This is a genomic window from bacterium, from assembly GCA_041648665.1.
GTDB lineage: Bacteria > UBA10199 > UBA10199 > 2-02-FULL-44-16 > JAAZCA01 > JAFGMW01.
This window is the reverse complement of record JBAZOP010000136.1, coordinates 1-5548: the sequence shown is the minus strand read 5'-3', so window position 1 is coordinate 5548 and position 5548 is coordinate 1. Positions and strand designations below refer to the sequence as shown.

The following is a 5548-nucleotide window of genomic DNA, read 5'->3' as shown; positions in this document are numbered from 1 at the left end:
TCGGAAGACGGAAATACTATCCTGACCGCAAACCAGCCCTTCGAGGTAACGGATGCCCGCAGAGTGCATAAATGATGCATACAGGCGGATGCCCAGGCAGCTCCCCATAGCGGTGGAGGGCTTCCCCTTCATCGTCGCGGTCCTTTTGGCCTCGATTGCCGCGTGGACGATGAGCCTCCCTTCGATTGCCGCCGCGATGGCGGGCCTTGCCGCGTTCATCGCTTTTTTCTTCCGTAATCCAAAGAGGAACGTTCCGGAGGCAGAGGGCGTCGTCGTCGCCCCTGCGGACGGCAGGGTCATCAAGGTCGAGAAGGGAGTGCCGGCGCCGCACACCGGGGCGCCCTGCACAAAGGTCAGCATCTTCATGTCGGTGTTCAACGTCCATGTTAATCGCTTTCCGACCACGGCCACGGTGAGGCGCGCGATATACCGCGCGGGAAAATTCTTCGTGGCCAGCCTGGATAAAGCGTCGGAGCACAATGAGCAGAACGCCCTGATACTGGAGGATGCGGCAGGCAGGGAGCTGGTCATGGTGCAGATAGCGGGGATTATCGCCAGGCGCATAGTCTGCTATGCGAGAGAGGGCGACTGTTTTTCGACGGGCGAACGCTTCGGGCTGATTCGATTCGGCTCGCGGCTGGATATCTATCTGCCGCCTGATGCCAGGATAGAGGTGGGCCCGGGGAAAAAGACTCGCGCCGGAGAGACCGTGCTTGGGAGGTTCGAATGAGGATCAAGGGCAGGCGCAAACGGGACGGCATGAAGAGGGGCGTCTACATCCTGCCCAACCTTCTCACGTCGGCGAGCCTCTTCTGCGGGTTCTATTCCGTGATCAAGTCGCTGAACGGCGATTACATAGCTGCCGCGTGGGCGATCCTGTTCGCGGGCATCTTCGATCTGCTCGACGGCAGGATCGCTAGGCTCGCCAGGGCCGAGAGCCAGTTCGGCATAGAGTACGATTCGCTCGTCGACCTCTCCTCGTTCGGGCTGGCGCCGGGAATCCTGATCTACACCTGGACGCTTCACTCGCTGGGCAAACTGGGGTGGCTGGCCGCGTTCCTCTTCTTCGCCTGCGGCGCCCTGAGGCTGGCGCGCTACAACGTGCAGCACGACGACGTGGAACAGGAGTACTTCCAGGGGTTGCCGATCCCGGTCGCCGCGTACGTCATCGCGACTTACGTCGTCTTCCACCACTTCTACTTCGTCTTCCCGCCGCAGAACAGCCTCGCCCTCGCCGGCATGACCGTGGCGCTGGCCTTGCTGATGGTCTCCACGATCCGCTATCGGAGCATGAAGGTGGTGGACATAAAGAGCCGCAACCCGTTTTTCGTCCTGGTTCTTGTGGTGATAGGGATATTCATAGTCGCCATCAAACCGGAGGTGATGATGTTCGCCCTGACCACGGCGTACCTCGCGTCGGGTCTGCTCGAAGAGGCTGTTACGCTGCGCCAGAGCAAGCGGCTGCTGGAGAGGTTGAGGAGCGGGACCGACGCCGATGGGGACCGTCGCCTCGAAGTCGTCGGAGGCAAGGACTTGGAGTGCGACGAGAGGGCGCACGGCCAGGGAGGTTAGCGGATGCCCAAGTGCTGTTTCTGCGGCAAGGAAGTGGAGCTCGTCTACAGAAAGGTGGGCCGCAGGGACGATTGCCCTCATTGCGGAAGGGATCTTCATGCCTGCCTGCAGTGCAGATTCTACGATCGCAGTTTTCACAACCAGTGCCGGGAGAACCAGGCGTCGATCGTGAGCGACAAGGAGCGTTCGAACTTCTGCGAGTTCTTCGAATTCGGAAGGGACGCCGACGCCGAGAAGGCGAAGGCGGAAGAGGCGAAGAAAAAACTGGACACGCTGTTCAAGAGATGACGGGAGAAGACGGGATATGAAGAAGGCAAAGTACAACGTCGCCGTGGTGGGGGCCACCGGCGCGGTCGGCGCGGAGATGGTGAAGGTCCTGGAACAGAGGGAATTTCCGGTGGCCAGGTTGATCCCTCTGGCCTCGGAGAGGTCGATCGGCAGGTCGGTCGAGTATCTGGGCAAGGATTGTCCGGTCGACATCTTGAAAAACGATTCCTTCGAGGGGGCCGATATCGCCCTCTTTTCGGCGGGCGGCGAGGTGAGCAGGGAGTTCGCACCTGTGGCGGCCGCCGCGGGCGCCGTGGTCGTGGACAACACCTCCGCCTTCAGGATGGACCCGGAGTGCCCGCTGGTCATCCCGGAGGTGAACCCCGGAGATCTCGCGCAGTGGGAGGCGCGGCGCATCATAGCCAATCCCAATTGCTCCACCATCCAGATGCTGGTCGCGGCGGCTCCGTTGCACAGGGAGGCCTCTCTTCGTCGCATCGTGGTCTCCACGTATCAGTCGGTCTCGGGCGCAGGCATCGAGGCGATGGAGGAGCTCTCGAAGCAGACGGTGGCGATCTTCTCCAGCGGAGAGATCAGGACAGAGATCTTCCCTCATCGCATAGCGTTCAACTGCATACCCCACATAGGCAAGTTCCTGGAGGACGGCTCCACAGAGGAGGAGCGGAAGATGATCGACGAGACGGCCAAGATCATGGGCGATGCCGACATCAGGGTCGCGGCCACGACCGTTCGTGTCCCCGTCTTCTGCGGGCATTCCGAGTGCGTGAACCTGGAGTTCGCCGACCCGATCACACCGGAGAGGGCCCGCGAGATACTCTCGTGTTCCCCCGGCGTGGAGGTGGTGGACGATCCCGCGCTCTGCAGATATCCGCTCGCGATCGACGCCACGGGCAAGGACCCGGTGTACGTGGGGCGCATACGCCGCGATCCGAGCGTGGAGAACGGGCTCGCGATGTGGATCGTGGCCGACAACCTCCGCAAGGGGGCTGCGCTCAACGCGGTGCAGATCGCTGAGGCGATGATAAGGGAGTACATCTGATGTCCATGGGACGCGCGCTGGTCAGGGGGGCGGTCGCCCTGGCGGCCCTGGCGCTTTTCGCCATGGGGCCGGGCGTCGCGTATGCGTTCCCGAGCGCGGAGAAGGTCTGGAGTGCAGGCGGAGGTCCGCCTTTTGACTTCGGCATCACCTCATCGAGCAGCGGTTTTCTCCTCTTTTCTGACCTGGAGCTCGCCGCCTCATACGGCGAGGTGCTCTCGCTGGTGAACATGGGCTCGTTCGCGCTAGAACCGGATCAACCCCCGCCGCTGTCTGTCGACGAAGAGACCGACGGCGTGATAGGGGGCATCGACTACACGGGGGGGAGCGGCAAGATCGTGGCTTCGCAGGAGGACGGCGACCTGCTGGAGTTCACGCTCTCCAGAATAACCGAAAATCCGATCAGCTATCTCCTCGCAGATGGCGACAAGCTCGGACCCGTGGTTTATGATCTCAACTCCGGCTATTCTTACGTCGGGGACAACACCACTCCGCAGATAATCGCCTACGACACGATAACGGGCGAGGTGATCGCGTTGATAACGCTCACTGTCCCGGGCCATTCCTCGTTTCGGATCACCGACGCGCTCTATGTGGACGAGACTCAGGAGATGTATTTCAGCACCGACGTTGGCGCGGTCTTCTACATCTTCTCGGGCGACACCATCGCGACCTCCATCAATGTCGCGATCGCCGCCGGCGACGAGCTCTCCGCGCTGGCCAAACTGCCGGACGCATCGGAGATCTACGTCGCCAACTACGACAGCAACTCCGTGACGCGGATAAGCACCTCCAGCTACTCGGTGGTGGGGACAGCGATCGATCTCACGCCCAACTCATCCCCGACCGACATAGAGATAACGGAGGTCGAGAACCCGAATGCGACCTATGCGTACGTCGCGGGCGCGCTAGGGGTGTCGGTGATAAACACCGCCACGCACGAGGTCCTGGATCTGGGCAGCGACCTCGGGACGGACCACGAGCCAATACCCACATCCGCCGAGCCTTACGAGATCGCGGTCTCGAGCCTGGAGGATGGGAACGTTTATGTGAATTTCATCACCGGGGATGTGGGGCTGATCACCGAACGTCCCCTGGCGGCGGTGAGCGGGATCGCGTATTCCGGCGGCGGCTCCAGCATGGGCAGGGGGGAGAGCGCGGCCGTCACCTTTCTTGCGGACGCGGACTCCACTTATGAGTTCAAGGCAGGCGGCGACATCTACGGCTCCGGGACCTTGCTCTTCGATATCTCCGGCGCAACATCAGGGAGTGTGACCGCTGATACGGAGACGACTATCTCCATCCCGTACGATTCCAATAAAAATTATCTCGAGGAGGGAGAAAACGATGTGTGGCTCTTCGTTACCTCGGCAGGCCTCATGGGCCGCAGGCTCACCTCTCTCTCGGTGGATACTCCGCCGCCGGACGTGGTCGCACGATCGGCTGGTTTCGGGAACGGCAGCGTCTATGTGAATTTCGACCGCCTGACCGTCGCGGACATGGCGAGCTACAACATGTACGTGGACCCGGATCCGGATGCGGTGCTGACCAAGGCGGATGCGCAGGCCTCGGTCGCGCAGCCCTCGAGCGGCAGCTCGGTCACGGCCGAGACGACCGGACTCACCAACGGCACCCTCTATTACATTGCGGTTGAGGCGGTGGACCAGGGCGGCAACAAGAGCGACAACCGAACCGCAACGTTGCCCGACGGCTCGCGCATATCCGCGAGGTCGGAGAGGACCGTGGGGCCTGTCGGCTTCGGAGAGGGCTGTTCGCTGGGGGGCGGCAAGTCGGGTTCCGCGTCCGGCATCCTCTTGCTGTTTTTTGCCGTCGCGCTCTTCATCGCGACGCGCGCGCGACGCGCGAGGGGGATACTCCTCCTGGCTGCGATGGGGCTGATCCTTTTTTCATCTGCTGAGGCCGGCGCGCAGGCGCAGAAAATAATAGAGGAGGGAGAGGCTCCCCCAGGTTTCAGCGCGCTCGAGGACAAGCCGGCCCATTGGTCGTTCGAGCTCAAGACTGGGTTCTGGATGCCTCAGAGCTCCGCGCTGAAGAGCTACTTCTCGCCATGTTGCAACATGATCACGCGCATACAGGGCGGGTACATGTTTCAGGAACGCTACGGGGTGGAGATGGGCGCGGGCTTTTTGTACAAGTCCGGCAACGCAAGGGGAGAGGAATCCGGCGAGATATCGCAGGACAAATTCACCTATCTCATGTTTCCGATCGAGCTCTCGTTCGTCTGGAGGGCGGATTATTTCAGCTGGCGCTACCTCATCCCGTACATGAAGGCCGGGTTCGACGGAGTGGTCTACTACGAGACGGTCGCAGGGGACTCGGTGAAGGGCATGAAATGGGGCATGCACGCCGCGGGCGGGGCCATGATGAATATCAGCGCGATGACGAAGCGCTGGGGCGATTCGGACAGCTGGGTCAACGAGCTCTTCATGACCTTTGAGACCCAGTACCAGTACATAAACAGCTTCGGTTCCGGACAGCTCGATCTGTCGGGCCCCGTCTTCTCAGTGGGCCTCCTTTGTTATTTCTGATGAGTATGCGAACCATAAAACTCACGATCGCCTATGACGGGACGAATTACGTGGGCTGGCAGGTGCAGCCTAACGGCGTGGCGGTGCAGGAGCTGGTCCAGCG

Annotated in this window: 6 protein-coding genes; all 6 read left to right on the top strand. The window is 61.5% G+C overall.

Annotated elements, in window-relative coordinates; genetic code table 11:
- Nucleotides 1-88: 88 nt before the first annotated feature.
- Nucleotides 89-730 carry a phosphatidylserine decarboxylase family protein gene (locus WC683_19130; GenBank protein MFA4974722.1) on the top strand — a complete coding sequence of 214 codons (642 nt, stop codon included), beginning with the start codon at nucleotides 89-91 and terminating at the stop codon, nucleotides 728-730.
- Nucleotides 727-1572, top strand: coding sequence for a CDP-diacylglycerol--serine O-phosphatidyltransferase (gene pssA / locus WC683_19125; GenBank protein MFA4974721.1), 846 nt, complete (start codon nucleotides 727-729; stop codon nucleotides 1570-1572). The genes WC683_19130 and pssA overlap by 4 nt, the downstream gene beginning before the upstream one ends.
- A 3-nt stretch (nucleotides 1573-1575) precedes the next feature.
- Complete coding sequence (locus WC683_19120) at nucleotides 1576-1860, top strand: hypothetical protein (protein MFA4974720.1); 285 nt, start codon at nucleotides 1576-1578, stop codon at nucleotides 1858-1860.
- Nucleotides 1861-1876: 16 nt separating this feature from the next.
- The gene (locus WC683_19115; GenBank protein ID MFA4974719.1) at nucleotides 1877-2899 is read left to right on the top strand and encodes an aspartate-semialdehyde dehydrogenase; all 1023 of its coding nucleotides are present in this window, start codon (nucleotides 1877-1879) and stop codon (nucleotides 2897-2899) included.
- Nucleotides 2899-5445 (top strand): hypothetical protein, encoded by a 2547-nt coding sequence (locus WC683_19110; protein ID MFA4974718.1) that lies wholly within the window; start codon nucleotides 2899-2901, stop codon nucleotides 5443-5445. Before WC683_19115 ends, WC683_19110 begins: the two co-directional genes overlap by 1 nt.
- 5 nt (nucleotides 5446-5450) lie before the next feature.
- On the top strand, nucleotides 5451-5548 hold a 98-nt coding region (locus tag WC683_19105), incomplete at its 3' end, for a tRNA pseudouridine(38-40) synthase TruA (protein MFA4974717.1).